A 26,183-nucleotide genomic window follows, 5' to 3' on the forward strand; every position below is an offset into this window, starting at 1 on the left:
CGTCTGGTGTGGGGTTTCTACCAACTCAAGCTAGTCTCGGGCACCCCGGGACCCGGCTTCCGGGTACGCAGCAAGCACGAGGGGAAGAGAAAGCGCGGATGTCCGTCACCACTCCTCCACGTCCGCCTGGCCCGCCCGGGCCCCCGCCCCCCGGTGGCCGTCCGCCGGGCCCGCCGCCGCGGCCGGGCAGACCCGGTGGTCCCGGTGGCCCTGGTGGCGTTCCCGGCGGCCCTGGCGGGCCCGGTGGCGTTCCCGGCGGCCCGGGTGGTCCCGGCGGACCCGGTGGCGGTCCCGGTGGACCCGGCGGCCCTGGGATGCCTCCGCGCGGTCCTGGCGGTCCGGGTCCCGGTGGACCCGGCGGGCGGCCTGGTGGTCCCAGCGGCCCGGGTGGTCCTGGCGGACCCGGTGGTCCCGGCGGCGGTGGTCCTGGTGGTCCTGGTGGACCCGGTGGCGGTGGCCCGGGTGGTCCCGGTAGTGGCCCCGGCGGTCCCCAGGGGCCGGACGACAGCGGTTCCGCCACTCCCCCGCCCGGCCCGGCCCGGGTGGCTCCGCCCGCGCGCCGGCGCTCCTCCGGCGTCACCCTCGGCCCGCTGCCCGTGGCCAACCTCGTCGTGCTCGAAGTCGGCCTCGCGATCGGCCTGGTGCTGCTCGCGATCGACATGTCGCTGAAGTACGTCGCGATCGGCATCGTCGGCTTCGCCCTCATCGTCGCGCTGCTGCGCTGGCGCGGCCGCTGGTTCACCCAGTGGGTCGGCCTGACGCTGCGCTACACCTTCCGCTCGCACGACCGGGTCGCGACCCCGCTACCGCCGAGCACCGTCGAAGCCATGGCCGCCGAAGAAACCACGGTCACCGGCCCCGACGACGCCCGCGTCAACCTGCTGCGCATCGCCGTGCCGGACCTCGTCGTGGCGCACGGCGTCGACCACGAGCGCCAGCAGGTCGGGCTCGCGTGGAACGACGGCACGTGGACGGCGGTGCTGCTCGTCGAGCCGGCCCCGGCGCTGATCACCCAGGCCGACGGGGCGCCGAGCCTGCCGCTGTCGGCGCTCGCGCCCTGCCTCGAGGACCGCGGGGTGGTCCTCGACTCGATCCAGATGATCTGGCATTGCTACCCGGGCAGCGCGGCGCTGCCGTCGGACTCGCCGGCGCTCAGCTCCTACATGGAGGTGCTCGGACCGCTGCCGGCGGCGGCGCGGCGGACGACGTGGGTGGCGATCCGGCTCGACCCGAAGCGGTGCCCGGCGGCGATCCGGGAGCGCGGCGGCGGCGTTGTCGGCGCCCACCGCGCGTTGATCGGCGCGCTGTCGCGGGTGCGCAACGCGCTGGAGTCCCAGGGCGTGCCGACCCGGCCGCTCGACCCGGACGAGCTGCTGCGCGCGAGCATTTCGGCCGCGGAGCTGACCTCCGTCGCCGGCTCGCCGAGCAAGGTGACGCTGCAGGAACGCTGGTCCGGCGTGACCGCGGCCGGGATCGGGCACGCGAGCTACGCGATCACCGGCTGGCCGAAGGGCAAGGTCACCAGCAGCTTGAACGCGCTGACGAGCGTCCGCGCGCTGTCGGCGACGCTCGCGATGTCGATTTCCCCGGCGTCCGACGAAGGCAAGATCGGGCTGCGCGGCGTGGTCCGGGTGAGCGCGCGGAACCCGCGTGAGCTCGACGCCGCCGACCAGCGGCTGCACGGGCTGTCCGAGCGGCTGGGCGTCGACCTGACGCCGCTGCGCGGCCTGCAGGTTTCCGCGTTCGCCGCGACGCTGCCGATCGGAGGAACAGCATGAGTTCGCGCGTCCGCGACGCCGGGCAGAACAGCGGTGTCGCACCGGAGTTCACGGTGGATCCGGCGATGCTCGACGCGATCAGCCCCTCGGGTGACCGCGGCGGCATCGTGCTCGGCTCGGGCCTGAAGGGCGAGCCGCTGACGATCTCGGCGCTGCGCTCGACCCCCACCCGCATCGTGCTGGTGGGCGGACTCTACCTGGCCCGCCAGGTGGCCATGCGCGCGATGGCGGTCGGCGCGTGGGTTGTGGTCGCAACCGGGCGCCCGACGGAGTGGCAGGTGCTTGCCCGGGCGGCCGGCAGCCGCGACGGGCGGCCGTCACCGCTGGTGCAGATCCGCCGCCTGTCCCCGGTCGAGCTGCCCCGGCCGTCGGAGGACGCGCCGCTGCTGGTGGTCACCGACGGCGGCCCGACCCCGCAGGACCTGTTCCCGCCCCGATCGCCCTGGCAGACGACGGTGTACGTGCTCCCGTACCTGCACCCGCAGGCGGGCGCGACGGCCAACGCGGCGGACCTGGTGCTGATGCAGCGCCTCCCGGCCGGCCAGGCCGAACTGGCGGCCCGCATCTGGCGCCTGCCGCCCCAGATGATGCGCCAGCTGACGACGTTGAAGGACGACCAGGTGGTGGCCTTGGGCCGGAACCTGTGGCGGCCGCTTCGCTTGGTCACGACGGGCAAGGAGCAGCAGCTCCTCGGCCCGGTCCGCCGCGGCGACTGAGTCTGCCGCGGCTTGTCGTGAGTGGTAAGGCGGGTTCTAACCCGCTTTACCACTCACGACGGTGAGGTGCGGACGTTGCGGGTTTGCTCCGCACGGGCGGCCAGGTCCGCGTCCGGCGGGTAGTCCACGCCGAGCAGGGTAAGGCCGTGGGCCGGGGCGACCGCGCTGTCGCGGATGCCGCTCTCCAGCACCTTCGACGGCCACCCGTCGGTGCGGCGGCCGTCGCCCACCAGGAGCAGGACGCCGACCAGGCTGCGGACCATCGAGTGGCAGAACGCGTCGGCCGAGACCCGGACCTCCAGCAGGTGATCGTCCACCCGCTCCCACTCCAGGCGCTGCAGCTCGCGGATCGTCGTGCCCGTCTCGCGCTGCTTGCAGTACGCCGCGAAGTCGTGCAGGCCGAGCAGCTCGGCCGCCGCCGCGTTCATCGCGTCCGTCGACAGTGGACGGTTCCACGCCAGCGTGTCGTGGCGGCGCAGCGGGTCCACGCCCCACGGGGCGTCCGAGACCCGGTAGCGGTAGTGACGGCGGATCGCCGAGAACCGCGCGTCGAACCCCTCCGGGGCGACCCGCGCACCCAGCACGCGCACATCGCCCGGCAGGAGACGGTTCCAGCGGCCCGCCATCCGGCCCAGGTCCGGGATGCCCTCCGGAGAGACCGGGATCCGGCCCGAAGGTGCCGAAAGGGGCACGACGTCGACGTGGACGACCTGGCCAGTCGCGTGCACCCCGGCGTCCGTGCGGCCCGCCACGACCACGGACTTCGGCACCGAAGCTCCCGGTGGCTGCCGCTGCAGGGCCTCCTCCAGGACGCCCTGGACCGTCCGGCGGCCCGGCTGCCGGGCCCAGCCCGAGAAGTCCGTGCCGTCGTAGGAGACGTCCAGGCGCAGACGGACGAGCCCGCCCTCCCCGAGGGGAGTGGCGGGCTCGTCCGGTGTCGAATCGGCCGTCAGGACGTCAGTCCTTCTTGGCGTCGGCGTCGGTCTCCTCCGAAGCCGGAGCCTCGGTGGTCTCCTCGGCCTTGGCCTCCTCGGCAGCGGGAGCCTCCTCCTCGGCCGGAGCCTCGGTGGTGGTCTCCTCGGCAACCGGAGCGGCGGCCTTCTCGTCCTTGGCGAACTTCGTCTTGCGAGCCCGCTCGGCCTCGGACGTCACGGTCTTCTCGGCCACCAGCTCGATGACGGCCATGGCGGCGTTGTCGCCCTTGCGCGCCATCGTCTTGGTGATCCGGGTGTAGCCACCAGCGCGCTCCGCGAAGTGCGGACCGATCTCGGCGAACAGCTTGTGCACGACGTCCTTGTCACGGACGACCTTCTGCACCTGACGGCGGTTGTGCAGGTCGCCCCGCTTCGCCTTCGTGATCAGCTTCTCGGCCAGCGGGCGGACCCGGCGGGCCTTCGCCTCGGTGGTCGTGATCTTGCCGTGCTCGAACAGCTGCGTGGCCAAGTTGGCCAGGATCAGCCGCTCGTGCGCGGACGACCCGCCGAGCCGGGCTCCCTTGGTAGGGGTGGGCATTGGTTCTCCTACTAGTTCAGCTCGCAGCGTCCAGGCACAGAGCCCTAGAGCTGCTCGGTCTCTGCGTAGTCCTGGCCATCGTCGTGGTGGCCGTCCGAAATCCCGTCGGCGATGCCACCGACACCCTCCGACCAGCCTTCACCGTCGTAGCTGGCGGCCGCCGCGGTCGGGTCGAACCCGGGCGGGCTGTCCTTCAGCGCGAGACCGAGGCCGACGAGCTTGAGCTTGACCTCGTCGATCGACTTGGCGCCGAAGTTGCGGATGTCGAGCAGGTCCGCCTCGCTGCGCGAGACGAGCTCGCCCACCGTGTGGATGCCTTCGCGCTTGAGGCAGTTGTACGACCGGACGGTGAGGTCCAGGTCCTCGATCGGCATCGCGTAGGCGGCGATGGTGTCCGCCTCCTGCGGCGACGGGCCGATCTCGATGCCCTCGGCGTCGACGTTCAGCTCGCGAGCGAGACCGAACAGCTCCACCAGCGTCTTACCGGCCGACGCGACCGCGTCGCGCGGCGTGATCGACGGCTTGGTCTCGACGTCCAGGATCAGCTTGTCGAAGTCGGTGCGCTGCTCGACACGGGTGGCCTCGACCTTGTAGGTCACCTTGAGCACCGGCGAGTAGATCGAGTCGACCGGGATCCGGCCGATCTCCGCGCCCGCCTGCTTGTTCTGCAGGGCCGGAACGTAACCGCGGCCGCGCTCGACGACGAGCTCGATCTCGAGCTTGCCCTTGCCGTTCAGCGACGCGATGTGCAGGTCCGGGTTGTGCACGGTGACACCCGCCGGCGGCACGATGTCGGCCGCCGTGACCTCACCGGGGCCCTGCTTGCGCAGGTACATGGTGACCGGCTCGTCCTCTTCCGAGGACACCACGAGCTCCTTGAGGTTCAGGATGACGTCGGTGACGTCTTCCTTCACCCCGGGAACGGTGGTGAATTCGTGCAGCACGCCGTCGATGCGGATGCTCGTCACGGCCGCGCCCGGGATGGACGACAGCAGCGTACGACGCAGCGAGTTGCCGAGCGTGTAGCCGAAGCCGGGCTCCAGCGGTTCGATGGTGAACCGGGAGCGGGTCTCGTTGACCGTCTCTTCGCCGAGAGCCGGCCGCTGGGAAATCAGCATTTCTTCCTAATTCCTTTCCAGACGACGCCCGCCATATGACGTCGAAGGGATGGCGCGGCGGCGGCGCACCTGTTGCGCCGCCGCCCGTATTCCGACCGGGGCCGGACTACTTCGAGTAGAGCTCGACGATCAGCTGTTCCTGAACCGGAACGTCGATCTGCGCACGCTCCGGGAGCTGGTGGACCAGCACGCGGAGGTTGGACTGGACGACCTGCAGCCACGCCGGGATCGGGCGGTCGCCGAAGGACTCCTTGGCCACGACGAAGGGCAGCATCGAGAACGACTTCGGCCGCACGTCGATGATGTCCCACTTGGTGACCTGGAACGACGGGACGTTCACCTTCTGGCCGTTGACCAGGAAGTGGCCGTGGCTCACCAGCTGACGCGCCTGACGGCGGGTGCGGGCGATGCCGGCGCGGTAGATCACGTTGTCCAGGCGGGACTCGAGGATCTGCAGCAGGTTCTCACCGGTCTTGCCGGGACGCCGGACGGCTTCCTTGTAGTACCGGACGAACTGACGCTCGAGAACGCCGTAGGTGTAGCGAGCCTTCTGCTTCTCCTGCGACTGCAGGAGGTACTCGGACTCCTTGATGCGCCCGCGGCCGTGCTGGCCCGGCGGGTAGGGGCGACGCTCGAAAGCCTGGTCGCCGCCGATGAGGTCAACCTTGAGGCGACGCGAAATACGCGTCGCGGGGCCGGTGTAACGAGCCATTTCTTCTTACTCCTCCCCGTTCCTCAGACCCGGCGCCGCTTGGGCGGGCGGCAGCCGTTGTGAGGCTGCGGGGTCACGTCCTGGATGGTGCCGACCTCGAGGCCGGCCGCCTGCAGCGAGCGGATCGCCGTCTCGCGGCCCGAACCCGGGCCCTTCACGAAGACGTCGACCTTCTTCATGCCGTGTTCGGCGGCCTTGCGAGCAGCGTTCTCGGCGGCCATCTGCGCGGCGAACGGGGTGGACTTGCGCGAGCCCTTGAAGCCCACGTGCCCACTCGACGCCCACGCGATCACGGCACCGGTCGGGTCCGTGATCGAGACGATGGTGTTGTTGAAGGTGCTCTTGATGTGCGCGTGACCGTGCGCAACATTCTTCTTTTCCTTGCGGCGGACCTTCTTGGCCCCGGCCGCAGTACGAGACTTCGGTGGCATGTTGTGAGGGATCTCCTGTTAGCGCGCGTTCTCTTGGTGAGCGGCGACCGCTTCGGCCTGTCCGCGCCGGATGATCGAACCGGCGTCGGTGTACAGGTTGCGGAGCGCCATCGGGCGGGCGTAGAGCGCCTTGGGCGAGACACAAGCCGAGCCGCGGCGGTGAACGCCACCCATCTGCACGACCTTCTTGCCCTGGACGCTCACTTCTTGCCAGCCTTCTTCTTGCCGGCGACCGTCTTCTTCGGACCCTTGCGGGTACGGGCGTTGGTCTTCGTGCGCTGACCACGGACGGGAAGTCCGCGGCGCCAGCGAAGGCCCTCGTAGCACCCGATCTCGATCTTCCGACGGATGTCGGCGTTCACCTCACGGCGAAGGTCACCCTCGACCTTGAAGTTCTCTTCGATGTACACACGCAGCTTCGCGAGGTCGTCATCGCTGAGGTCCTTGACGCGGGTGTCCGCGTTGAGCTCGGCAGCCTTGATGAGCTGCTTCGAGCGGGTACGGCCGATGCCGTAGATGTAGGTAAGCGCGATCTCCAGCCGCTTTTCGCGGGGGAGGTCTACGCCAGCGAGTCGTGCCATTGGCGTTGATGCTCCTTCTTCGGTTTCATCTTCAGGTCTGCTCCCCGTCCGGTTCCGGGACCGACTCGCCTGTCGTGCCCTCGGCTTGCGCTTCGGGTGTCCCGGCCCCGGCCTGAAGCCCGGGGGTGAACCGGCTCACTCGCGTGACCCGGCAGGTGCGGGGAGGTTGTGTAGCCGTCAATCCGCTCTGCTCGAGTGCGGGTGATCAGCCCTGCCGCTGCTTGTGCCGCAGGTTCTCGCAGATCACCATGATCCGGCCGTGACGGCGGATCACCTTGCACTTGTCGCAGATCTTCTTGACGCTCGGCTGGACCTTCACGTCTTCTGCTCTCCTGCTGTTGAGCCGCTCTTCGTGATCACTTGTAGCGGTAGACGATGCGACCACGAGAGAGGTCGTAGGGCGAAAGCTCCACGACAACCCTGTCCTCCGGCAGGATGCGGATGTAGTGCTGCCGCATCTTGCCGCTGATGTGAGCCAGGACCTTGTGGCCGTTCTCCAACTCGACGCGGAACATCGCGTTGGGGAGCGGCTCGACTACGCGGCCTTCGACCTCGATGGCCCCGTCTTTCTTCGCCATGTCCTCCGCATTTCCTTGTCAGCAAGCGTCTGTCGCCACACCATGATCAATCCGAGCACTAGTGCCGGGGTTGGGGTGTTGCGTGGCACACCGGTGCCCGGCTCCCAAGACCGTGAATTCACGAGCGCGCAGGATCCGGGCGCGATAAGTGCGCCGACTTGACAGTGTACGCAGGTCGTGTCGCGACCCCCAAACCGGGGGTGACCATGCTAAAGGAACGTGCAGGTGGACGTGATGGCGATCACCGCTTGTGGGTGAATGCGCAGGTCAGGCGTCTTCGGCCGCGGTGAGCACCCAGGGACCGTCTTCGGTGATCGCCACCGTGTGCTCCCAGTGGGCCGCGCGGGAACCGTCGGCCGTGACGACCGTCCAGCCGTCGTCCAGCTCGCGGGTCTCGCCGCCGCCGCCGGTCAGCATCGGCTCGATCGCCAGCGCCATGCCGGGCTTCAGCCGCGGGCCCTTGCCCGGCTTGCCGACGTTCGGCAGGAAGGGGTCCATGTGCATCTGGCGGCCGATGCCGTGGCCGCCGTACTCGACGATCATCCCGTACTCGACGCCGTCGTCGCGGCCCGCGCGTTCGGCGGCGGACTGGACGGCGTAGGAGATGTCGGTGAGCCGGCCGCCGGCGCTGACCGCCTCGATGCCGGCCCACATCGCCGCCTCGGTCGCCGCGGACAGCGCGAGGTCGGCGTCGGAGACCTTGCCGATGGCCAGCGTCACGGCGGAGTCGCCGTGCCAGCCGTCGAGGATGGCGCCGCAGTCGACGGAGATGATGTCGCCGTCGGCCAGCACCTGGGTCGTCGCCGGGATGCCGTGCACGATCTGCTCGTTGACCGACGCGCAGATCGAGGCCGGGAAACCGTGGTAGCCCTTGAACGACGGCACCGCGCCGGCGTCCCGGATCGTCTGCTCCGCCAGCTCGTCGAGCTCGGCGGTGCTGACGCCCGGCTTCGCCGCGGCGCGGACCGCGGCGAGCGTGCGGGCGACGACGAGGCCCGCGGCCCGCATCGCCTGCAGCTCGTCAGGGGTCTTGACTTCGATCATGCGCCCACGGCGGAGCACTTGCAGAACACGCAATCCTCCGAGGTTCACGTGCGGTCGCGCAGCGCTTTCAGCACCCGGCCGGAGATCTCCTCGACACTGCCGACGCCGTCGACGGTCACCAGGATGTCGGCGTAGTACTCCAGCAGCGGCGCGGTGTCCGACACGTAGATCTGCTGACGGCGGCGGATGACGTCTTCGGTGTCGTCCGCGCGGCCGCGCGACATGAGCCGCCCGACGACGATGTCCTCCGGGACCTGCAGCTGGATCACGGCGTCGAGCGTGACGTCCGCGTCGCCCAGGATCTCGCCGAGGACCTCGGCCTGCTTGGTGTTGCGGGGAAAGCCGTCGAGCAGGAAACCGACCTTCGCGTCCGGCTCGGCGAGCCGCTCGCGGACCATTTCGTTGGTCACCGAGTCGGGCACGAGCTCGCCCGAGTCCAGGTAGCGCTTCGCCTCCTGGCCCAGCGGGGTCTCCTGGCCGACGTGCGCGCGGAACAGGTCACCGGTGGAGATGTGCGGGACGCGCAGCTGCTCGGACAGGGCCACCGCCTGGGTGCCCTTGCCCGCACCTGGCGGGCCCACCAGAACCAGGCGCGTCACTTCAAGAACCCTTCGTAGTTGCGCTGCATCAGCTGGCTTTCGATCTGCTTCACGGTGTCGAGGCCGACACCGACCATGATCAGCACAGACGTACCGCCGAACGGGAAGTTCTGGTTGTTCCCGCTACCGGTGAGCGACAGGAAGAAGTTCGGGAGGATGGCCACGATGCCCAGGTACAGCGAGCCCGGCAGGGTGATGCGGCCGAGCACGAAGCTCAGGTATTCGGCGGTCGGGCGGCCGGGGCGGATGCCCGGGATGAAGCCGCCGAACTTCTTCATCTCTTCCGCACGCTCGTCCACGTTGAACGTGATCGTGATGTAGAAGTACGTGAAGAAGATGATCAGGCCGAAGTACAGCGCGATGTGGACCCAGTTGCCCTGGTTCACCACGTAGTTCTGGATGAAGGACTTCCACCAGGAGTTTTCGTTCTGGTTGCCGATCAGCCGGCTGATCAGGTCCGGCAGGTAGAGCAGGGACGACGCGAAGATGACCGGGATGACACCGGCCTGGTTGACCTTGATCGGCAGGTAGGTCGACGTGCCGCCGTACATCCGGCGGCCGATCATGCGCTTGGCGTACTGCACCGGGATCCGGCGCTGGCCCTGCTCGACGAAGATGACGCTCGCGATGATCACGAGGCCGAACACGCAGATCATCGTCAGCGCGAGGCCACCGCCGTTGCTGAGGATGTTGCCGCCCTCGGCCGGGATGCGCGCCGCGATGTTCAGGAAGATCAGGACGGACATGCCGTTGCCGATACCGCGCTCGGTGATCAGCTCGCCCAGCCACATCATGACGGCGGTACCCGCGGTCATCGTGATCACGATGAGCGACAGCGAGTAGATGCTGTTGTCCGGGATGATCGCCGAGTCGCAGTCGGGGAAGAGCTGCTTGCGGTCCGCGAGCGCGACGACCCCGGTGGCCTGCAGGATCGCCAGCGCGATCGTCAGGTACCGGGTGTACTGCGTCAGCTTGCTCTGACCGGACTGCCCTTCCTTCTTCAGCTCCTCGAACCGTGGGATGACCACGGTGAGCAGCTGGACGATGATGCTCGCCGTGATGTACGGCATGATGCCGGTCGAGAAGAGCGACAGCTGCAGGAACGCGCCACCGCTCAACAGGCTCAGCAGCGCGTAGACGCCTTCCGGAGACTGGGTGCTGCACGCCTGGACGGCAGAATACGAGATCCCGGGGGCCGGGATCGTCGCACCGATTCGGTACACCGCGACGATGGCTAGCGTGAACAGGATCTTCTTGCGTAGATCCGGCGTCGCGAGAGCCGAGCGGAAGGCGCTGAACACGCGGGGAACCTCCTCGGCGTCGTCGGCTGTCCTACCGACGATCGGCTTGGCCGGCACGAAGCCGGCGGGAACACACATCACCACTGGCACGCAAGCCAGGAACGCTTCGGGGCACACTCGTCCCGAAGCGTGTCGCCGACTCTAACAGCTTCACAGGGCGTGTCCGCAGTCCGTGTGCGTTTTCCGTACCAAGGTTGCTCCGGCGGGTTGATCGACATCGCCGTCTTGGCCGAATTCCTTGACAGATGTGGATCAAGCGTTCGACGCGGCGAGCACTCCGGCCAAGCCGACGAGGACCGCGCCGGTGCCGCGGTCGACGTTGCGCCGGGTCCGCCGGGACAGCTTGACCGACTGCACCGCGGCGCCGAGACCGACGTAGACCGAACCGGCCAGGAACTCGGCCAGCAGGTAGACCGCGCCCAGCAGCGCGATCTGCGCCGGAAAGGGCCCGTGAGCTGCGTCGATGAACTGCGGGACGAAGGCGGTGAAGATCAGGATCGCCTTCGGGTTGGTGATCGCGACACCGAACTCCTTGCGCGTCACACGCCAAGCGGAGGCCGGTTCGGTGGGCAGTTCGACGGCGTCCGCGTTACCCCGGAAGGTGGACCGGAGCAGGCGTAGCCCGAGGTAGAGCAGGTAGCCGGCACCGGCCCACTTGATGATCGTGAGCGCGGTCTCGGACGCGGCCAGCAGCTGCCCCAGCCCGGCCGCGACGGCGGCGATCAACAGGGTGAAAGCGGCCAGCCTGCCGCCCAGCCCGGCGAGGCCGCGGCGAACACCGTGCGTCATCCCGTGGTGGAGGCCGAGCAGGTTGTTCGCCCCTGGCGTAAGCGCGATCAACACGGACGCCCCGAAGAAGACCAGCAGCCACGACACACGTCTACGGTAGCGGCGGCCGCGGGGTTTCGTCGTCCGGCGGCAGGACGGTGATGGCGACCCCGGAGGGCGGCGTCGGGGTGTCGGCGTAGGCGAGGGCCGGATCGGCCCAGGGTTTCCGGAACGGCAGGTGCGCCACGACGGCCGCGGCCGCGGCCAGCAGCGCGCCGGCGATCAGGAGCCACATGCCCGGCGCGATGGTGACCTCCAGGTCGAGGCCGTCACCCACGGCGGAAAGCCCGATGCCGCTCATGCCCACGGTGGCGACGACCCCGGCGGTGAAGACGGCCCCACCGGCGATCAGCCACCGGCCGGCCCCGCGCCCCGCCCGGGAGAAGCCGGCCAGGGCGGCAACGACCAGCACGACGACGGCGATGAGCACCGGCACCCCCACGGGCGAGCCCGCCTGGTCGACGGGCGCCTGCCCGGGCAGCTCCATGGTGCTGCCCCAAGCCGTTTCGGTGAGGGACAGGCTCGACTCGAAGGGGTAGCCCCGCGCGACGCCGAGGTGCTGCTGGAGCCGGAACAGGGGGAGGAAAGAGCCGGTGAGAGCCATCAGAGCGGCCACGGCGGTGAGGCTGGGCGGGAGGAAGCGCAGGAGGGCGGGATGGGCTGCAGGGGGTGGCTCGGGAGCCGGGTTCTGGGGCGGGCCGGGCTGGTGGGGTTGGCCGGGCTGGTGTGGCGGCCCGGCGGTTATGCCCGGCAGTTCGGCGACGGGGTACGGCAGCGGCGCTGCGTCCTCGGACCGGCGCGCTTCGGCGGGGAAGGGCTCTGAGGTGGGAGGCGTCCCGGCGCCGGCCGGTCGGAAGCCCTCCGACGAGAAGGGCTCCGCAGTCGGAGGCGTCCCCGCGCCGGCCGGTCGGAAGCCCTCCGACGAGAAGGGCTCCACGGTGGGCGGTGTCCCCAAGCCGATGGGCCGGAAATCTTCCGCCGTGAAGGATTCCGCGACGGAAGGCGGCCCGATGTCCGGGTGCCGCGGAGCTTCGACCGGGAAGTCGAGGGGCGACTCCCCCGAGCCGGCGTCCGCCGCCCGAGGCGCCTCCACCGGGAAGCTGAACGGCGACGCCACCCGATCTTCCGCGGGCCGGGGGGCCTCCACCGGGAAGTTCAGCGGTGACTCCGCACCGCCGGGTGGGGGTGCTGGCTCCTGCGACGGTCTGTCCACCCTGTGATCCTCCGTCCGGATTCGCGTCCCGGCAAGGAACCATCCGGTCAGTCCGGCGGCAGCCCCGCAACGCCGAAGGCCCGCCTGGCGGAGCCAGACGGGCCTTCGAACGTAGAACGAGCTCAGTTGGTGGTGGCGGAGCCACCGGCCGCTTCGAGCTTCTCCTTGGCCGAACCGGAGAACGCGTCGGCGGTGACGTTCAGCTTGACGCCGTTCACGTCGCCGTTGCCGAGGACCTTCACCAGCTTGCCCTTGCGGACCAGACCGCCCTTGACGAGTTCCTCGGCGCCGATCGTGCCGCCGTCCGGGAAGACGCGGGCGATGTCGCCCACGTTCACCGGCTGGTACTCGGTGCGGAAGCGGTTCTTGAAGCCGCGCAGCTTCGGGAGCCGCATCTGGATGGGCATCTGCCCACCCTCGAACCGGGCCGGCACGTTCTTCCGGGCCTTGGTGCCCTTCGTACCGCGACCGGCCGTCTTGCCCTTCGAACCTTCACCACGGCCCACGCGCATCTTGTCGCGCTTGGCGCCCGGAGCCGGGCGCAGGTGGTGGATCTTGATGGCCGTCATGCCTTGACCTCCTCGACCTCCACCAGGTGGCGGACGGTGTGGATCAGGCCGCGCACCTGGGGGCTGTCTTCACGCACGACGCTCTGGCGGATCTTGCGCAGCCCGAGGGTGCGCAGCGACTCGCGGTGAGCGTGCTTCGTGCCGATCTTGCTCTTGACCTGGGTGACCTTGAGCTGTGCCATGTCAGACCACCTGGCCCGCGCGCTGGCGCATCATCCGAGCCGGCGCGACGTCCTCGAGCGGCAGGCCACGGCGGGCCGCCACCTCTTCGGGACGCTGCAGGCCCTTCAGGGCCGCCACGGTCGCGTGCACGATGTTGATCGCGTTGTCGGAGCCGAGCGACTTCGACAGCACGTCGTGGACACCCGCGCACTCCAGCACCGCGCGCACCGGGCCACCGGCGATGACGCCGGTACCGGCGGACGCCGGGCGGAGCAGCACGACACCGGCGGACGCCTCACCCGTGATCGGGTGGGGGATGGTGCCACCGATGCGCGGGACGCGGAAGAAGTTCTTCTTCGCTTCCTCGACGCCCTTGGCGATCGCCGCGGGAACTTCCTTGGCCTTGCCGTAGCCGACGCCGACCTGACCGTCGCCGTCGCCGACGACCACCAGGGCGGTGAAGCTGAAGCGACGACCACCCTTGACGACCTTGGCGACGCGGTTGATCGTCACGACCTTCTCGAGGTGCGGGGTCTTGTCCTGGCCGGCCCCGCCACGGCCGCTGTCGCGCCGGTCCCGGCCGCCACCGCGACGTTCATTGCGGTCGTTGCCGCCCTGCCCGCCGGGTCCGCCCTGTCCGCCGCCGAATTGCCGTGTACGTCCCGGCATCAGGCTTCCTCTCCGTGCTTCTGCAACTCCGTCATACTCAGAACTCCAACCCCGCCTCACGGGCGGCGTCGGCGAGCGCGGCGATGCGGCCGTGGTAGGCGTTGCCCCCACGGTCGAACACCACAGCCGAGATCCCGGCACTCTTGGCCCGCGCGGCGACGAGTTCCCCGACCTTGGCGGCCTTGGCCTTCTTGTCGCCGTCGACCGACCGGACGTCCGCCTCGAGGGTGGACGCCGACGCCAGCGTGTGGCCGGCGAGGTCGTCGATCACCTGCACGGCGATGTGCCGCGAGGACCGCTTGACAACCAGGCGCGGACGCTGTTCGGTGCCCGAGACCTTCTTGCGGAGCCGGAAGTGCCGACGGGCCTTCGCGACGCGGCGGCGGGTCGAGATGTCCGTGCCCACCGGCTTGCGCTTCGTAGTCGTGTCGCTCATGATCACTTACCCGTCTTTCCGACCTTGCGGCGGATCTTCTCACCCTCGTAGCGCAGGCCCTTGCCCTTGTACGGGTCCGGACGACGCAGCTTGCGGATGACGGCCGAGATCTGGCCGACCTTCTGCTTGTCGATGCCCGAGACCGAGAACCGGGTCGGGGTCTCCACCTTGAAGGTGATGCCCTCCGGGGCCTCGATCTTGACCGGGTGCGAGTAGCCGAGAGCGAACTCGAGGTCCGACCCCTTGGCCTGCACGCGGTAACCCACGCCGTGGATTTCCATCTTCTTCTCGTAGCCGGCGGTGACGCCGACGACGAGGTTGTTCACCAGCGTGCGGGTGAGCCCGTGCAGCGCCTTGCTGGTGCGCTCGTCGTCCGGGCGCTTGACCAGCAGCGTGCCGTCCTCGTCGCGCTCGACGGTGATCGGCTCGGCGACGGTGTGCTCCAGGGTGCCCTTGGGGCCCTTGACCTTGATCTGCTGACCGTCGATGGTCACCTCGACCCCGGAAGGGACGGCGACCGGCAGCTTTCCGATGCGTGACATGCCTGTTCCCCTTCCCTTACCAGACGTAGGCGAGGACTTCGCCGCCCACGCTGTTGCGCTTGGCCTGCCGGTCGGTCTGCAGACCACCGGAGGTCGAAATGATCGCGATGCCCAGACCGCCGAGCACGGACGGCAGTTCGGTCGATTTTGCGTAGACCCGCAGACCGGGCTTGGAGACGCGCCGCAGGCCGGCGATGCTCCGCTCACGGTTGGGGCCGTACTTGAGCTCGACGACGAGGTTCTTGTGCTTCTCGCCCGGCTCGTCGTGGTAACCCGCGATGTAACCCTCGCGCTTGAGGATCTCGGCGATGTTCGCCTTGAGCTTCGAGTGCGGGAGCTTGACCTCGTCGTGGTACGCCGAGTTCGCGTTACGCAGACGCGTCAAGAAGTCTGCGATGGGGTCGGTCATCGTCATGGTGACCTGTCAACCTTTCTCGCCCTGGTTCCCCGCCGTCCGGAACACGGACGGCGGGGCCTGTGGCGAAGTGGGAGTTCTGCATCTAATGTTTGCCAATCCGGCCGGCAGTCACGGCGGAAGCTGCCGGTGAGCTCGCTGGCTTCCGGAAACGTTCCGCCTTCTTCCGCGGCCGAATTGGCAACTGGAAGCTCTTACCAGCTGGACTTGCGGACGCCGGGCAGCTCGCCCGCGTGCGCCATCTCGCGAAGGCAGATCCGGCAGAGCCCGAACTTGCGGAACACGGCGTGCGGACGGCCGCACCGCTGGCAGCGGGTGTAGGCGCGCACGGCGAACTTCGGCTTCTTCGAGGCCTTGTGGACCAGGGCTTTCTTGGCCATGGGCTCAGTTCTCCTTGAACGGGAAGCCGAGCTTGCGCAGCAGCGCCCGGCCCTCGTCGTCGTTCGTGGCGGTGGTGACGACGGTGACGTCCATGCCGCGCGGGCGGTCGATGGAGTCGGGGTCGATCTCGTGGAACATCGACTGCTCGTTGAGACCGAAGGTGTAGTTGCCGTGGCCGTCGAACTGCTTCGGCGAAAGCCCGCGGAAGTCGCGGATACGCGGCAGCGCGATGGTCAGCAGCCGGTCGAGGAACTCCCACATCCGGTCGCCGCGCAGCGTGACGCGCGCGCCGATCGGCTGCCCCTCGCGCAGCTTGAACTGCGCGATGGACTTGCGGGCCTTCCGGACCTCCGGCTTCTGGCCGGTGATCAGGGCGAGGTCCTTGACCGCGCCGTCGATCAGCTTGCTGTCGCGGGCGGCGTCGCCGACGCCCATGTTCACGACGACCTTCGTCACGCCCGGGATCTGGTGGACGTTGGCGAAGGAGAACTCAGCCTGCAGCTGGCCCTTGATTTCCTCGCGGTACCGCACCTTGAGGCGCGGAGAGGTCTTCTCTGCGGTGGTCATCAGATGTCCTTACCGTTCCGGCGCGAGATCCGGACCTTCTTGCCGTCCTCGCCGATGCGGTAACCCACCCGGGCCGGCTTGCCGTCCGAGTCGACGACCATCACGTTCGAGACGTGGATGGGCGCCTCCTGCGTGACGATGCCGCCGGACTGCGCACCGCGCTGGGTCTGGCTGATCCGCGTGTGCTTCTTGATCCGGTTCACGCCTTCGACCAGCACGCGCTCGCGCTCGGGGTAAGCCTGGATGACCTTGCCCTTGGCGCCCTTGTCCTTGCCGGCGATGACGACGACCGTGTCGCCCTTCTTCACCTTCATCACAGCACCTCCGGCGCGAGCGAAATGATCTTCATGAACTTTCGGTCGCGCAGCTCGCGGCCCACCGGACCGAAGATGCGGGTGCCGCGGGGCTCGTTGTCGTTCTTGATGAGCACGGCGGCGTTCTCGTCGAACCGGATGTAGGAACCGTCCGGACGACGGCGCTCCTTGACCGTGCGGACGATGACAGCCTTGACGACGTCGCCCTTCTTCACCCCGGCAGCCGGGATGGCGTCCTTCACGGTGGCGACGATGATGTCGCCGATGCCGGCGTAGCGCCGCCCGGAGCCACCGAGAACGCGGATGCAGAGGATTTCCTTCGCACCCGTGTTGTCGGCTACCCGAAGCCGCGACTCCTGCTGGATCACGTCAACTCCTGTATGTCGCGCCGGTTCTCGCCCGCTTGTGAGGTCCACATTGGCGAGCCTTGCGGAACTAAAGACTCCGAAGAGCCCTGCTTACTTGGCCTTCTCCACGATCTGCACCAGGCGCCACCGCTTCGTCGCCGACAGCGGGCGGGTCTCCATCAGGGTGACCCGGTCGCCCACGCCCGCCTCGTTGTTCTCGTCGTGCACCTTCACCTTGGAGGTGCTGCGGACGACCTTCGAGTAGCGGGGGTGCTTCTTGCGGTCCTCGAGCTCGACCACGATCGTCTTGTTCATCTTGTCCGAGACGACGTAGCCCTCGCGGACCTTGCGGTCGTTCCGGGCCGGCGTCTCGGTGGTGGGCTCGCTCATGCGGCACCTTCACTCTCGGCGTCGGGGGCAACGGACAGGCCGAGTTCGCGCTCGCGCATGACCGTGTAGATCCGCGCGATGTCCGTGCGGACGGTGCGCAGACGGCGGTTGTTGTCGAGCTGCCCGGTCGCCATCTGGAAGCGGAGGTTGAACAGCTCCTCCTTGTATTCCTTCAGACGCAGGACGAGCTCTTCCGCGGTGAGCTCACGCAGCTCCGATGCCTGTGCGGCACCTGCGTTAGCCATCAGAACTCACCACCTTCACGGGTCACGATGCGGCACTTCATGGGCAGCTTGTGGATCGCGCGGCGCAGCGCCTCGCGAGCCGTCTCCTCGTTCGGGAACGAGATCTCGAACATCACGCGGCCCGGCTTCACGTTGGCGATCCACCACTCGGGCGAACCCTTACCGGAACCCATGCGGGTCTCGGCCGGCTTCTTGGTCAGCGGGCGGTCCGGGTAGATGGTCGTCCACACCTTGCCACCACGCTTGATGTGACGGGTCATGGCGATACGAGCGGACTCGATCTGCCGGTTCGTCACGTAGCTGTGCTCAAGCGCCTGGATGCCGTACTCGCCGAAGCTGACCTTCGTGCCACCCTTGGCGGCGCCGTGGCGCTTCGGGGAGTGCTGCTTCCGGTGCTTGACCCTGCGCGGGATGAGCACGTCTCAGCCCTCCGTCTTTTCTGCGGTCTCGGTGGCCGGGGCCGCCTCGGTCGTGGCGGCAGCGGCGGCGCGACCGGCTTCGGTCGAGGTGGCGGTCGTGCCCGAGGCGCCCGAACGACGCGGACGGGACGGCCGGTCGCTGCGGTCACGGTCGCGACCGCCGCGCGGCGCGCGCTCGGCGGCGTCGCGAGCCTCGCGAGCCTTCAGGCCACCGACGAGCTCACCCTTGTAGATCCACACCTTGACGCCGATGCGCCCGAACGTCGTCTTGGCCTCGAAGAAGCCGTAGTCGATGTCGGCGCGCAGCGTGTGCAGCGGGACCCGGCCATCGCGGTAGTGCTCGGAGCGGGACATCTCGGCACCGCCGAGACGACCGCCGCACTGCACGCGGATGCCCTTGACCTGCGGCGAGCGCATGGAGGTCTGGATCGCCTTCCGCATCGCGCGGCGGAACGCCACGCGGTTGGAGAGCTGCTCCGCGACCGCCTGGGCGACGAGCTGGGCGTCGGCCTCGGGGTTCTTGACCTCGAGGATGTTCAGCTGGACCTGCTTCTTGGTCAGCTTCTCCAGCGCGCCGCGGATCCGGTCGGCCTCCGCGCCGCGGCGGCCGATGACGATGCCCGGCCGGGCGGTGTGGATGTCCACGCGGACGCGGTCACGGGTGCGCTCGATCTCGACCTTGGAGATGCCGGCGCGCTCCATGCCCGTCGCCAGCAGCTTGCGGATCTTGACGTCCTCGGCCACGTACTCGGCGTACTGCTTGTCGGCGTACCAGCGCGACTTCCAGTCCGTGGTGATACCCAGGCGGAAACCGTGCGGGTTGATTTTCTGGCCCACTACCGGCCACCTGCCTTCTTCTTGCTCTGAGCCTTCTGCGCGACGGCCGGACGCGACTCCACCTCGACGGTGATGTGGCTGGTCCGCTTGCGGATCCGGTACGCGCGGCCCTGGGCCCGCGGGCGGATGCGCTTGAGGGTGGGGCCCTCGTCGGCGTACGCGTTCTTGACCCAGAGGGTGTCCGGGTCCAGCTGAAGGTTGTTCTCGGCGTTGGCCACAGCGCTGGCGAGCACCTTCGCGACCGGCTCACTGGCCGCCTGCGGGGCGAACCGGAGCACGGCCAAAGCGTCGGCGGCGCTACGTCCCTTGATGAGCTCGATCACCCGGCGCACCTTGGTCGGCGAGTCCCGGACGAAGCGAGCCCGCGCGTACGCCGTAGGCAGTTCAGCCTCGGTCGTCGCGTCGTTCTGGGCGTTCATCGCTACTTCCTCTGTCTGGTTTCGTGCCCGCTCAGCGGCGGCGCGACTTGCGGTCGTCCTTGATGTGGCCCTTGAAGGTCCGCGTCGGGGCGAACTCGCCCAGCTTGTGACCCACCATCGCCTCGGTGACGAACACCGGGACGTGCTTGCGGCCGTCGTGCACCGCGATCGTGTGACCCAGGAAATCCGGGATGATCGTGGACCGCCGCGACCAAGTCTTGATCACGGTCTTCTTGCCCGATTCGTTCAGCGCGTCCACCTTCTTGAGCAGGTGGTCGTCCACGAACGGGCCCTTTTTGAGGCTACGTGGCATTTGGTTCTACCTCCCTGCTCAGCGCTTGTTCTTGCCGGTACGCCGGCGGCGGACGATGAGGGCGTCGGACGCCTTGCGGCGACGCGTGCGGCCCTCGGGCTTACCGTTCGGGTTGACCGGGTGGCGACCACCGGAGGTCTTACCCTCACCACCACCGTGCGGGTGGTCGACCGGGTTCATGACGACACCACGGACCGTGGGGCGCTTGCCGCGCCAGCGGTTGCGGCCGGCCTTGCCCCAGTTGATGTTGGCGTGCTCGGAGTTGCCGACCTCGCCGACCGTGGCGCGGTTGCGCACGTCCACGTTGCGGATCTCGCCCGAGGGGAGACGCAGCTGGGCGTACGGACCGTCCTTGGCGACGAGCTGCACCTTCGCGCCCGCGGACCGCGCCATCTTCGCGCCGCCGCCGGGGCGGAGCTCGATCGCGTGGATCACGGTGCCGACCGGGATGTTGCGCAGCGGCAGGTTGTTGCCCGGCTTGATGTCGGCCCGGGGGCCGTTCTCGATGGTGTCGCCCTGCTTCAGCTTCTCCGGCGCGATGATGTAGCGCTTCTCGCCGTCGGCGTAGTGCAGCAGCGCGATGCGAGCGGACCGGTTGGGGTCGTACTCGATGTGCGCGACCTTGGCGGGGATGCCGTCCTTGTCGTTGCGACGGAAGTCGATGACGCGGTAAGCGCGCTTGTGGCCGCCACCCTTGTGCCGGGTGGTGATCTTGCCGGACGAGTTGCGACCGCCCGAACCGCTCAGCGGACGAAGCAGCGACTTCTCCGGAGTGGAGCGGGTGATCTCGGCGAAGTCCGAGACGCTCGAACCGCGACGACCCGGGGTCGTCGGCTTGTACTTGCGGATGCCCATTGTCAGCTCAGTCCTTTACGCGGTGGGTCCGCCGAAGATCTCAATCGCCTTGCTCTCGGGCGAAAGAGTCACGATGGCGCGCTTGGTGTCCTTGCGCTTGCCGAAGCCGGCGCGAGTCCGCTTCCGCTTGCCCTGGCGGTTGGCCGTGTTGACGCTGACCACCTTGACGCCGAACACCTTTTCGACCGCGATCTTGATCTGGGTCTTGTTGGCGTCCGGGCGGACGATGAACGTGTACTTGTGGTCCTCGAGCAGCCCGTAGGACTTCTCGGAGATGACCGGCGCGAGCAGGATGTCGCGGGGGTCCGGAATGGCGACCGAACTCACTTCTCGTCACTCCCTTCCGTGACCTCGCCCGACCGCGCGGAAGCCTTGACGGACTTGCCACGGACGGGGCCGGCGACGAACGCGTCGTACGCGGCCTTGGTGAACACGACGTCGTCGTTGACCAGCACGTCGTAGGTATTGAGCTGGTCGGCCCAGAGGATGTGCACCTCGGGCAGGTTCCGCAGGGAAACCCAGCTCAGCTCGTCGGCCCGGTGCAGCACCACGAGCACGCGCTTCGCGGCCGTCACGGCGGCGAGGGCGGTCTTGGCGGCCTTGGTCGACGGCTTCTCGCCGGTCACCAGTTCGGTGACGACGTGCAGCTGGCCGGCGCGGGCCCGGTCGGAGAGGGCGCCACGCAGAGCGGCGGCCTTCATCTTCTTCGGGGTCCGCTGCGAGTAGTCACGCGGCGTGGGGCCGTGGACGACGCCACCACCGACGAACTGCGGCGCGCGGGTCGAACCCTGGCGGGCACGGCCGGTGCCCTTCTGCCGGTACGGCTTCTTGCCGCCACCGCGAACTTCGCCACGGGTCTTCGTGTCGTGCGTGCCCTGGCGCGCGGCGGCCTGCTGGGCCACCACGACCTGGTGCATCAGCGCGACATTGGCCTGCACGTCGAAGATCTCCTCGGGGAGGTCCACGGTGCCGTCGGCTTTACCGGCCGGGGTCTTCAGCTCGACGCTTGTCATTCGGAGTTACCACCCTTCGCGGCGCTGCGAACGAACAGCACGCCGCCCTTGGGACCGGGCACGGCGCCCTTGATCAGCAGCAGGCCGTCGTCGGCACGCACGGCGTGCACGGTCAGGTTCTGCGTGGTGACCCGGTCGTTGCCCATCCGGCCCGCCATGCGCAGGCCCTTGAAGACGCGGCCGGGGGTGGCGCAGCCACCGATGGAACCCGGCTTGCGGTGCACGGCCTGGGCACCGTGGCTCGCGCCCTGGCCCTTGAAGCCGTGGCGCTTCATGACGCCCGCGTAGCCCTTGCCCTTGCTGGTACCGGTCACGTCGACCTCGACGCCGGCGGCGAACACCTCGGCGGTGATCTCCTGGCCGACCTCGTAGGTCTCGGCGTCGGTGGTGCGCAGCTCGGCGAGGAACCGGCGCGGGGTCACGCCCGCCTTGTCGAAGTGGCCGGTGCGCGGCTTGTTCACCTTGCGCGGGTCGACCGCGCCGAACGCCAGCTGCACGGCCGTGTAGCCGTCCTTGTCCTGGGTCCGAACCTGGGTGACCACGTTCGGACCGGCCTTGACGACGGTGACCGGGACAACCCGGTTCTGTTCGTCGAAGACCTGGGTCATGCCGAGCTTGGTGCCCAGGATGCCCTTCATCTGCCTGTCAGACATGAGTCTCTTACTCTCCGCCGCTCGCCCGCCGCTACTACTGGATGTTGACGTCGACGCTCGCCGGGAGGTCGATGCGCATGAGCGCGTCGACCGTCTTCGGCGTCGGGTCGAGGATGTCGATCAGACGCTTGTGCGTGCGCATCTCGAAGTGCTCGCGCGAGTCCTTGTACTTGTGCGGCGAGCGGATGACGCAGTAAACGTTCTTCTCGGTGGGCAGCGGCACCGGCCCGACAACACGGGCGCCGGTGCGCGTGACCGTCTCCACGATCTTGCGCGCCGAGGTGTCGATCGCCTCGTGGTCGTAGGCCTTGAGCCGGATGCGGATCTTCTGTCCCGCCATGGTGGCTGCTCGTTCCTTGTCGTCTCGTGCCGCTATCTCACAAAACCCCGGCCGGTGTCCCCACCAGACCTTGAGTTTCCGCAGTTCAACGGCCCTGTCCCCGGTCCACGCGGTCGGGCGTGTCGCGCCCGACGCACAGACGGATCCCGCGGGATCGTCGTCTTGCCTGGTCTTCCTCAACGTGAGGAGGCCATGAGCCGGCTGACCGTCTCGCCGTCTCACTGCCCTTGCCCGCTCGCCTCACCCGAAGGAAAGAGCTCCGCGGACCGTGGCCACTCGCACCGGAGCGGCCGGACCCCAAAGGGATCGGCCGCCCCAGGACGAGCAACCTGAATAGTGTTGCACACGTGATTTGACGCCCCTGAGCCGGGGGTGTATTACCCCCGGCCGGGGCGCCTAAATCACTTGATGATCTTGGTGACCTGGCCGGCGCCGACGGTCCGGCCACCCTCGCGGATGGCGAAGCGCAGACCCTCGTCCATCGCGACCGGCTGGATCAGCTGGACCGAGATGTCGGTGTTGTCGCCCGGCATGACCATCTCGGTGCCCTCGGGGAGGGTCACGACGCCGGTCACGTCGGTGGTGCGGAAGTAGAACTGCGGGCGGTAGTTGTTGAAGAACGGGGTGTGACGGCCACCCTCGTCCTTCGACAGGATGTAGACCCGGCCCTCGAAGTCGGTGTGCGGGGTGGTGGTACCCGGCTTCACGACGACCTGGCCGCGCTCGACGTCCTCGCGCTTGATACCGCGGACCAGCAGGCCCACGTTGTCGCCCGCCTGGCCCGAGTCGAGCAGCTTGCGGAACATCTCGACACCGGTGACGGTGGTCTTGGTCGACTTCTCGCGGATACCCACGATCTCGACCTCTTCGTTGACGTTGATCTGGCCGCGCTCGACGCGACCGGTCACCACGGTGCCACGACCGGTGATGGTGAAGACGTCTTCGATCGGCATCAGGAACGGCTTGTCGAGCTCGCGCACCGGGTCCGGCACGCTGTCGTCGACGGCCGCCATGAGCTCGAGAACGGCCTCGGCCCACTTCTCGTCGCCCTCGAGGGCCTTGAGACCGGACACGCGCACGACCGGCGCGTCGTCGCCCGGGAACTCCTGCGAGGACAGCAGCTCGCGGACCTCCAGCTCGACGAGCTCGAGGATCTCCTCGTCGTCGACCATGTCGGCCTTGTTCAGCGCGACCACGATGTAGGGCACGCCGACCTGGCGGGCGAGCAGCACGTGCTCACGGGTCTGCGGCATCGGGCCGTCGGTGGCGGCCACGACCAGGATCGCGCCGTCCATCTGGGCGGCACCGGTGATCATGTTCTTGATGTAGTCCGCGTGACCGGGGGCGTCGACGTGGGCGTAGTGACGCTTCTCGGTCTGGTACTCGACGTGCGAGATGTTGATCGTGATGCCGCGCTGCTTCTCTTCCGGCGCGTTGTCGATCTGGTCGAACGCCCGCGACTCGTTCAGCTCCGGGTACTTGTCGTGCAGCACCTTGGTGATAGCCGCGGTCAGAGTCGTCTTGCCGTGGTCAACGTGACCGATGGTGCCGATGTTGACGTGCGGCTTGGTCCGCTCGAATTTCGCCTTCGCCACTGGAATGTCCTCCTGGACTGATTTCGCTTTGTGCTCGTGGGGCGGCGTGGCTGCCGCCCCACGATTGTTCCTTCGTCGGTGCTGCGGACGTTCAGGAGAGTCCCTTAATGCCCGCGAGCGCTGGGGGGAGTTACTCCCCCGTCGCCTTCGCGATGATTTCCTTCGCGACGTTCGCGGGAACCTCGGCGTAGGAGTCGAACAACATGGAGTAGTTCGCCCGGCCCTGGGTGCGGGACCGCAGGTCGCCGACGTAGCCGAACATCTCCGACAGCGGGACCAGCGCCTTCACGACGCGGATGCCCGCCCGCTCCTCCATGGCCTGGATCTGACCACGGCGGGAGTTGAGGTCACCGATGACGTCACCCATGTAGTCCTCGGGCGTGGTCACCTCGACCGCCATCATCGGCTCCAGGATCACCGGGCCGGCCTTCTTCGCGGCTTCCTTCATCGCCATGGAACCGGCGATCTTGAACGCCATCTCCGAAGAGTCGACCTCGTGGTACGCACCATCCAACAGGGTGAACTTCAACCCGACGAGCGGGTAGCCGGCCAGCACGCCGTACTGCATCGCGTCCTGCGCGCCCGCGTCCACCGACGGGATGTACTCCCGCGGCACGCGACCACCGGTCACCTTGTTGTCGAACTCGTAGAGCGCGCCGTCGGTGCGCTCGAGCGGCTCCAGCTTCACGATGACCTTCGCGAACTGGCCGGAACCACCGGTCTGCTTCTTGTGGACGTAGTCGAGCTTGTCGACCGTCTTCTTGATCGTCTCGCGGTAAGCGACCTGCGGCTTGCCGATGTTCGCCTCGACCTTGTAGTCGGACTTCATCCGGTTCACCAGCACCTCGAGGTGCAGCTCGCCCATGCCCGCGATGATCGTCTGGCCGGTGTCCTCGTCCAGCTTGACCTGGAACGTCGGGTCCTCTTCGGCCAGCTTCTGGATCGCCAGGGACAGCTTCTCCTGGTCGGCCTTCGTCTTCGGTTCGATCGCGACCCGGATGACCGGCTCGGGGAACGTCATCGACTCCAGCACGATCGGGTTCTGCGGGTCCGCCAGGGTGTCACCCGTGGTGGTGTCCTTCAGGCCGATGACCGCGTAGATGTGGCCGACCTGGGCGTCGTCGACCGGGTTCTCCTTGTTGGAGTGCATCTGGAAGATCTTCCCGATGCGCTCCTTGCGCTCCTTGGTCGCGTTGATGACCTGTGCGCCGGCGGCGACCTTGCCCGAGTACACCCGGATGTAGGTCAGCTTGCCGAAGAACGGGTGCGCGGCGATCTTGAACGCGAGCGCGGCGAACGGCTCGTCGACCGACGCCTTGCGGGAAGCCACGGTCTCGCCGTCGGGCAGCAGGCCCTCGACGGCCGGGACGTCCAGCGGGGTCGGCAGGTAGTCGATGACCGCGTCGAGCATGGGCTGCACGCCCTTGTTCTTGAACGCGGAACCGGCGAGCACCGGGAAGACCTGGCTGGTGATGGTGAGCTTCCGGATGCCGGCCTTGATCTCGGCCTCCGTCAGCTCCTCACCCTCGAGGAACTTCTCCATCAGCGCGTCGTCCGCCTCGGCGACGGTCTCGACGAGCTTCTCGCGGTACTCGGCGGCCTTCTCGGCCAGGTCGGCCGGGATTTCCTCGATCGAGTAGTCCTCGCCCTTCTGGACCTCGCCGCGCCAGGTCAGCGCCTTCATGCGGACCAGGTCGACGACGCCTTCGAAGTCGTTCTCGGCGCCGATCGGCAGCTGGATGACCAGCGGGCGGACGCCGAGGCGGTCCACGATGGTCTTCACGGTGTAGTAGAAGTCCGCGCCCAGCTTGTCCATCTTGTTGACGAAGCAGATGCGCGGGACGTCGTACTTGTCCGCCTGCCGCCAGACCTGCTCGGACTGCGGCTCGACGCCTTCCTTGCCGTCGAAGACGGCGACCGCACCGTCGAGCACCCGGAGGTTGCGCTCCACCTCGACGGTGAAGTCGACGTGCCCGGGGGTGTCGATGATGTTGATCTGGTGGTCGTCCCAGAAGGTGGTGGTGGCAGCCGAGGTGATGGTGATACCCCGCTTCTGCTCCTCCTCCATCCAGTCCATGGTGGCGGCGCCGTCGTGGACTTCACCGATCTTGTAGTTGACCCCGGTGTAGAACAGGATCCGCTCGGTGGTGGTCGTCTTGCCGGCGTCGATGTGGGCCATGATGCCGATGTTGCGGACCTTGTTCAGGTCGGTCAGCACTTCACGTGCCACGAGAGTGTTCCCCTGTTCTCAAGCTTGGGGCCCGGCATGGCTTGGTCGACAGCCGGGCGGT

At 68.3% G+C, this 26,183-nt stretch carries 40 protein-coding genes; 3 read left to right on the forward strand and 37 right to left on the reverse strand.

From position 1 onward, the window contains the following. Window positions 1-542 precede the first annotated feature (542 nt). Window positions 543-1,778, forward strand: coding sequence for a type VII secretion protein EccE (eccE, locus tag Q5425_RS00080; RefSeq protein ID WP_396135111.1), 1,236 nt, complete (start codon window positions 543-545; stop codon window positions 1,776-1,778). Next, on the forward strand, window positions 1,775-2,494 hold the full coding sequence (locus Q5425_RS00085; RefSeq protein ID WP_308669961.1) for a hypothetical protein: 720 nt from the start codon (window positions 1,775-1,777) through the stop codon (window positions 2,492-2,494). The genes eccE and Q5425_RS00085 overlap by 4 nt, the downstream gene beginning before the upstream one ends. A gap of 53 nt (window positions 2,495-2,547) precedes the next feature. Here Q5425_RS00085 and truA read toward each other — a convergent pair whose 3' ends face one another. The 14 genes from truA to Q5425_RS00155 form a co-directional block, all read right to left on the reverse strand. Then, window positions 2,548-3,378, reverse strand: coding sequence for a tRNA pseudouridine(38-40) synthase TruA (truA, locus tag Q5425_RS00090; RefSeq protein WP_308670277.1), 831 nt, complete (start codon window positions 3,376-3,378; stop codon window positions 2,548-2,550). A 73-nt stretch (window positions 3,379-3,451) separates the two neighbouring features. Next, window positions 3,452-4,006, reverse strand: a complete 555-nt coding sequence (gene rplQ, locus Q5425_RS00095; RefSeq protein ID WP_308669962.1) for a 50S ribosomal protein L17 — start codon at window positions 4,004-4,006, stop codon at window positions 3,452-3,454. A gap of 44 nt (window positions 4,007-4,050) precedes the next feature. After that, window positions 4,051-5,124, reverse strand: coding sequence for a DNA-directed RNA polymerase subunit alpha (locus Q5425_RS00100; protein ID WP_308669963.1), 1,074 nt, complete (start codon window positions 5,122-5,124; stop codon window positions 4,051-4,053). A 106-nt stretch (window positions 5,125-5,230) separates the two neighbouring features. Continuing rightward, window positions 5,231-5,836 (reverse strand): 30S ribosomal protein S4, encoded by a 606-nt coding sequence (gene rpsD / locus Q5425_RS00105; protein ID WP_308669964.1) that lies wholly within the window; start codon window positions 5,834-5,836, stop codon window positions 5,231-5,233. A gap of 23 nt (window positions 5,837-5,859) precedes the next feature. Then, window positions 5,860-6,267, reverse strand: a complete 408-nt coding sequence (rpsK, locus tag Q5425_RS00110) for a 30S ribosomal protein S11 (RefSeq protein WP_004558885.1) — start codon at window positions 6,265-6,267, stop codon at window positions 5,860-5,862. Between the two features lie 18 nt (window positions 6,268-6,285). Next, a complete protein-coding gene (locus Q5425_RS00115; RefSeq protein ID WP_004558884.1) occupies window positions 6,286-6,471 on the reverse strand; it encodes a hypothetical protein in 186 nt (61 codons plus the stop codon). After that, entirely contained in the window at window positions 6,468-6,848 is a 381-nt protein-coding gene (gene rpsM, locus Q5425_RS00120; RefSeq protein ID WP_034285908.1) for a 30S ribosomal protein S13, read from the reverse strand. The genes Q5425_RS00115 and rpsM overlap by 4 nt, the downstream gene beginning before the upstream one ends. Window positions 6,849-7,053: 205 nt before the next feature. Further along, window positions 7,054-7,167, reverse strand: coding sequence for a 50S ribosomal protein L36 (gene rpmJ / locus Q5425_RS00125; RefSeq protein ID WP_004558882.1), 114 nt, complete (start codon window positions 7,165-7,167; stop codon window positions 7,054-7,056). 37 nt (window positions 7,168-7,204) lie between these two features. Further along, window positions 7,205-7,426, reverse strand: a complete 222-nt coding sequence (gene infA / locus Q5425_RS00130; RefSeq protein ID WP_004558881.1) for a translation initiation factor IF-1 — start codon at window positions 7,424-7,426, stop codon at window positions 7,205-7,207. 267 nt (window positions 7,427-7,693) lie between these two features. Beyond that, window positions 7,694-8,470, reverse strand: coding sequence for a type I methionyl aminopeptidase (map, locus tag Q5425_RS00135; protein WP_308669965.1), 777 nt, complete (start codon window positions 8,468-8,470; stop codon window positions 7,694-7,696). A 44-nt stretch (window positions 8,471-8,514) separates the two neighbouring features. After that, window positions 8,515-9,069, reverse strand: coding sequence for an adenylate kinase (locus tag Q5425_RS00140; protein ID WP_308669966.1), 555 nt, complete (start codon window positions 9,067-9,069; stop codon window positions 8,515-8,517). Then, window positions 9,066-10,370 (reverse strand): preprotein translocase subunit SecY, encoded by a 1,305-nt coding sequence (secY, locus tag Q5425_RS00145; protein WP_308670278.1) that lies wholly within the window; start codon window positions 10,368-10,370, stop codon window positions 9,066-9,068. The genes Q5425_RS00140 and secY overlap by 4 nt, the downstream gene beginning before the upstream one ends. Window positions 10,371-10,622: 252 nt before the next feature. Next, a complete protein-coding gene (locus tag Q5425_RS00150; RefSeq protein ID WP_308669967.1) occupies window positions 10,623-11,246 on the reverse strand; it encodes a LysE family translocator in 624 nt (207 codons plus the stop codon). Window positions 11,247-11,250: 4 nt separating this feature from the next. Next, complete coding sequence (locus Q5425_RS00155; protein WP_308669968.1) at window positions 11,251-11,814, reverse strand: hypothetical protein; 564 nt, start codon at window positions 11,812-11,814, stop codon at window positions 11,251-11,253. Between the two features lie 39 nt (window positions 11,815-11,853). Here Q5425_RS00155 and Q5425_RS00160 point away from each other — a divergent pair, with 39 nt between their 5' ends. Beyond that, window positions 11,854-12,021, forward strand: coding sequence for a hypothetical protein (locus tag Q5425_RS00160; protein WP_308669969.1), 168 nt, complete (start codon window positions 11,854-11,856; stop codon window positions 12,019-12,021). Between the two features lie 512 nt (window positions 12,022-12,533). On the opposite strand, the gene rplO is transcribed toward Q5425_RS00160, so the two are convergent. The 23 genes from rplO to fusA all read right to left on the reverse strand — a co-directional run bounded on the left by rplO (window position 12,534) and on the right by fusA (window position 26,122). Beyond that, window positions 12,534-12,980, reverse strand: a complete 447-nt coding sequence (gene rplO, locus Q5425_RS00165; RefSeq protein WP_308669970.1) for a 50S ribosomal protein L15 — start codon at window positions 12,978-12,980, stop codon at window positions 12,534-12,536. Then, window positions 12,977-13,162: a 50S ribosomal protein L30 gene (rpmD, locus tag Q5425_RS00170; RefSeq protein WP_020662785.1), complete on the reverse strand. Its 186-nt coding sequence runs from the start codon at window positions 13,160-13,162 to the stop codon at window positions 12,977-12,979. Before rpmD ends, rplO begins: the two co-directional genes overlap by 4 nt. Window position 13,163: 1 nt before the next feature. Continuing rightward, window positions 13,164-13,811, reverse strand: coding sequence for a 30S ribosomal protein S5 (rpsE, locus tag Q5425_RS00175; protein ID WP_093949028.1), 648 nt, complete (start codon window positions 13,809-13,811; stop codon window positions 13,164-13,166). 37 nt (window positions 13,812-13,848) lie between these two features. Continuing rightward, window positions 13,849-14,247 (reverse strand): 50S ribosomal protein L18, encoded by a 399-nt coding sequence (gene rplR / locus Q5425_RS00180; protein ID WP_308669971.1) that lies wholly within the window; start codon window positions 14,245-14,247, stop codon window positions 13,849-13,851. A gap of 2 nt (window positions 14,248-14,249) precedes the next feature. Beyond that, entirely contained in the window at window positions 14,250-14,789 is a 540-nt protein-coding gene (gene rplF / locus Q5425_RS00185) for a 50S ribosomal protein L6 (RefSeq protein WP_013222612.1), read from the reverse strand. A 16-nt stretch (window positions 14,790-14,805) separates the two neighbouring features. Next, window positions 14,806-15,204 carry a 30S ribosomal protein S8 gene (rpsH, locus tag Q5425_RS00190; protein ID WP_004558871.1) on the reverse strand — a complete coding sequence of 133 codons (399 nt, stop codon included), beginning with the start codon at window positions 15,202-15,204 and terminating at the stop codon, window positions 14,806-14,808. 194 nt (window positions 15,205-15,398) lie between these two features. Then, window positions 15,399-15,584: a type Z 30S ribosomal protein S14 gene (locus Q5425_RS00195; protein ID WP_285988108.1), complete on the reverse strand. Its 186-nt coding sequence runs from the start codon at window positions 15,582-15,584 to the stop codon at window positions 15,399-15,401. A gap of 4 nt (window positions 15,585-15,588) precedes the next feature. Next, complete coding sequence (gene rplE, locus Q5425_RS00200) at window positions 15,589-16,152, reverse strand: 50S ribosomal protein L5 (RefSeq protein ID WP_308669972.1); 564 nt, start codon at window positions 16,150-16,152, stop codon at window positions 15,589-15,591. After that, entirely contained in the window at window positions 16,152-16,466 is a 315-nt protein-coding gene (gene rplX, locus Q5425_RS00205) for a 50S ribosomal protein L24 (protein WP_013222610.1), read from the reverse strand. Before rplX ends, rplE begins: the two co-directional genes overlap by 1 nt. After that, window positions 16,466-16,834 carry a 50S ribosomal protein L14 gene (rplN, locus tag Q5425_RS00210; protein WP_004558867.1) on the reverse strand — a complete coding sequence of 123 codons (369 nt, stop codon included), beginning with the start codon at window positions 16,832-16,834 and terminating at the stop codon, window positions 16,466-16,468. Before rplN ends, rplX begins: the two co-directional genes overlap by 1 nt. A gap of 90 nt (window positions 16,835-16,924) precedes the next feature. After that, a complete protein-coding gene (gene rpsQ, locus Q5425_RS00215; protein WP_043781942.1) occupies window positions 16,925-17,203 on the reverse strand; it encodes a 30S ribosomal protein S17 in 279 nt (92 codons plus the stop codon). Further along, entirely contained in the window at window positions 17,200-17,448 is a 249-nt protein-coding gene (gene rpmC / locus Q5425_RS00220) for a 50S ribosomal protein L29 (RefSeq protein ID WP_013222608.1), read from the reverse strand. The genes rpsQ and rpmC overlap by 4 nt, the downstream gene beginning before the upstream one ends. Then, window positions 17,448-17,867: a 50S ribosomal protein L16 gene (gene rplP / locus Q5425_RS00225; protein WP_004558864.1), complete on the reverse strand. Its 420-nt coding sequence runs from the start codon at window positions 17,865-17,867 to the stop codon at window positions 17,448-17,450. Before rplP ends, rpmC begins: the two co-directional genes overlap by 1 nt. A 3-nt stretch (window positions 17,868-17,870) precedes the next feature. Further along, window positions 17,871-18,704: a 30S ribosomal protein S3 gene (rpsC, locus tag Q5425_RS00230; protein WP_308669973.1), complete on the reverse strand. Its 834-nt coding sequence runs from the start codon at window positions 18,702-18,704 to the stop codon at window positions 17,871-17,873. Further along, entirely contained in the window at window positions 18,704-19,123 is a 420-nt protein-coding gene (rplV, locus tag Q5425_RS00235; RefSeq protein ID WP_308669974.1) for a 50S ribosomal protein L22, read from the reverse strand. The genes rpsC and rplV overlap by 1 nt, the downstream gene beginning before the upstream one ends. A gap of 31 nt (window positions 19,124-19,154) precedes the next feature. Further along, the gene (gene rpsS / locus Q5425_RS00240; RefSeq protein WP_003102083.1) at window positions 19,155-19,436 is read right to left on the reverse strand and encodes a 30S ribosomal protein S19; all 282 of its coding nucleotides are present in this window, start codon (window positions 19,434-19,436) and stop codon (window positions 19,155-19,157) included. Window positions 19,437-19,454: 18 nt separating this feature from the next. Beyond that, a complete protein-coding gene (rplB, locus tag Q5425_RS00245) occupies window positions 19,455-20,291 on the reverse strand; it encodes a 50S ribosomal protein L2 (protein ID WP_308669975.1) in 837 nt (278 codons plus the stop codon). Between the two features lie 15 nt (window positions 20,292-20,306). Then, window positions 20,307-20,618: a 50S ribosomal protein L23 gene (rplW, locus tag Q5425_RS00250; protein ID WP_003102087.1), complete on the reverse strand. Its 312-nt coding sequence runs from the start codon at window positions 20,616-20,618 to the stop codon at window positions 20,307-20,309. Next, window positions 20,615-21,304, reverse strand: coding sequence for a 50S ribosomal protein L4 (gene rplD / locus Q5425_RS00255; RefSeq protein ID WP_308669976.1), 690 nt, complete (start codon window positions 21,302-21,304; stop codon window positions 20,615-20,617). Before rplD ends, rplW begins: the two co-directional genes overlap by 4 nt. Further along, on the reverse strand, window positions 21,301-21,957 hold the full coding sequence (gene rplC, locus Q5425_RS00260; protein ID WP_013222604.1) for a 50S ribosomal protein L3: 657 nt from the start codon (window positions 21,955-21,957) through the stop codon (window positions 21,301-21,303). Before rplC ends, rplD begins: the two co-directional genes overlap by 4 nt. A gap of 34 nt (window positions 21,958-21,991) precedes the next feature. After that, a complete protein-coding gene (gene rpsJ / locus Q5425_RS00265) occupies window positions 21,992-22,297 on the reverse strand; it encodes a 30S ribosomal protein S10 (RefSeq protein WP_003102098.1) in 306 nt (101 codons plus the stop codon). A gap of 401 nt (window positions 22,298-22,698) precedes the next feature. Then, window positions 22,699-23,892 carry an elongation factor Tu gene (tuf, locus tag Q5425_RS00270; protein WP_093949034.1) on the reverse strand — a complete coding sequence of 398 codons (1,194 nt, stop codon included), beginning with the start codon at window positions 23,890-23,892 and terminating at the stop codon, window positions 22,699-22,701. A gap of 130 nt (window positions 23,893-24,022) precedes the next feature. Beyond that, window positions 24,023-26,122 (reverse strand): elongation factor G, encoded by a 2,100-nt coding sequence (gene fusA / locus Q5425_RS00275; protein ID WP_308669977.1) that lies wholly within the window; start codon window positions 26,120-26,122, stop codon window positions 24,023-24,025. Window positions 26,123-26,183: the final 61 nt, after the last annotated feature.

The sequence above is a fragment of the Amycolatopsis sp. A133 genome (assembly GCF_031082405.1).
GTDB lineage: Bacteria > Actinomycetota > Actinomycetes > Mycobacteriales > Pseudonocardiaceae > Amycolatopsis.